Here is a 1,756-nt window from a genome sequence, read left to right as displayed (position 1 = left end):
AGCGACCGGGCCGCGAAGGAGTCGGGCGCGGTGTTCTGGGCCGACCCGCGCGCGACGGCGCTCGATGGCACCAGCCCGGCGGCATGGTTCGGTGCGCTGGCCGGCCGCCATCCGGCATGGGACGCCTCGGCGCTGCAGGCACACGTGGCGGGGTTCGGGCTGGAAAGCCACCTGCCCAAGGCCATGGAGCAGCTGTCCACCGGCACGCGGCGCAAGGCGCTGCTGGCGGCCGCTTTCGCGTGCGGGTCGCCGCTGGTGCTGGTGGACGAGCCGGTGGCCGGGCTGGACCGCCCGTCGGTGCAATACCTGCAGCAGGTGCTGGCGCAGCGGGCGGCGCAGGGCGGGCCGGGCACCGTGCTGGTGGCGCACTACGATGCGCTCGCGGGCGTGCCGTGGAACGCTGTCATCGATTTGCCCTGAGGGTCCCCGCGACACGGTGCGCGCCGCCCGCCGCTGCCGGGGCTCGCGGCGAGCGCCTTCCCCACCTACACTGCGATCCTTCTGCGCTGTTGCCTGTTTGTTTCTTTCCCTTCCGTTGCCATTCAGGAGCCTGGTATGGACGCCCTTCTTTTCGCACCCGTGGCCGTGGCGATCGCGCTCACGCCCGGCCCCAACAATTTCTGCGGCCTGAACAACGGCATCCGGGCCGGTGTGGGCACGGCGCTGGTGGCCACCATCGGGCGTGCGGCGGCGTTCGCCATCTTTTTGACGGTGTCCGCCGTGGGGCTGGGCGCGATGCTGCTGGCCTCCGAGGCGGCCTTCACGGTCGTGAAATGGGTGGGGGCGTGTTACCTGTTCTGGCTGGGCTGGAAGGCGTGGCGCAGCCGAGAGTTCGGCGGGCTGGAACTGGTGGAGGGCAGCGAGGCCACGCCCTCGGCGGCCGCGGTGCCGATCCGCTCGCTGATCCTGCAGGAGTTCCTGCTGGGCATCACCAATCCCAAGGCGATCATCCTGTTCGCCGCGGTGTTTCCCCAGTTCATCGACCCCGCACAGCCCGCGGCGCACCAGTTCCTGGTGCTGGGCTCGGTGTACCTGATGGCCGAGTTCGTCTCCACCGCCGTGTACGCCACGGGCGGGCGGCAGATCCGCCGGGTGATCCGCTCGCAGCGCGGCGTGGTGCGGCTGAACAAGGCGACGGGCGGATTCTTCATGGGCGCTGGCGGGCTGCTGCTCGCGGCCAACCGCTGACTTTGTGATTCGGCGGGCCGGCGGCGCTTGCTGCCGGGTCGCTTCGCCTCAGCTTTTGTGCCATTCGGGCGCTACATCGCCTTGAAGCGGTGGGCGTAGAGCCGGCTCACCGCCAGGGTTTCGGGCCGCTCGCGCAGGCGCAGGTGCAGCCGCCCTGATTCGTCGCGCACGGCTGAGGCGATGGCGCTGGCGCGCACCAGGGTGCCGCGGTGCACCTGCCAGAAGGTGTTCGCGTCGAGCTGGGCAGCCAGTTCCTTGAGGGGCGTGCGGATCAGGTACTCCTGCGTGGCGGTCAGCACGCGCACGTACTTGTCGGCCGCCTCGAACACCACGACGTCCGCCACCGACACCAGGTGGATCTGCGCGCCGCTGCTGGCCTGGATGACGGTGAGCGGGGCGGGGTGCGCCGCCGCACCGGCCATGCCCGGCGCAGCGGCCCCGGGCAGCGCCACCAGTGCGCGCAGGCGGGCCAGCGTGGCCTCGAAGTCCAGCGCGGCGGGGCGCGGCCTGCCGTGCGAGGGTGGCCTGCAGCTTCTGGACGGCCTTGCGCAGCCGCTCGGGCTGCACG

3 protein-coding genes are annotated in these 1,756 nt (G+C 71.7%); 2 read left to right on the top strand and 1 reads right to left on the bottom strand.

The annotated features are described in order from the left end of the window. Positions 1-420: ABC transporter ATP-binding protein (locus tag AC27IQ_RS23850; RefSeq protein ID WP_487091041.1), on the top strand; the 420-nt coding region annotated here is incomplete at its 5' end. 135 nt (positions 421-555) lie between these two features. Further along, a complete protein-coding gene (locus AC27IQ_RS23845) occupies positions 556-1,188 on the top strand; it encodes a LysE family translocator (RefSeq protein ID WP_284394813.1) in 633 nt (210 codons plus the stop codon). Positions 1,189-1,259: 71 nt separating this feature from the next. On the opposite strand, the gene AC27IQ_RS23840 is transcribed toward AC27IQ_RS23845, so the two are convergent. Beyond that, the coding region (locus AC27IQ_RS23840; protein WP_487091040.1) for a LytR/AlgR family response regulator transcription factor at positions 1,260-1,756 on the bottom strand (497 nt) is incomplete at its 5' end.

The sequence above is a fragment of the Acidovorax sp. KPB24-07 genome, from assembly GCF_057543315.1.
The sequence above is the reverse complement of the archived record's forward strand: the minus strand, read 5'-3'. Positions and strand labels throughout refer to the sequence as shown.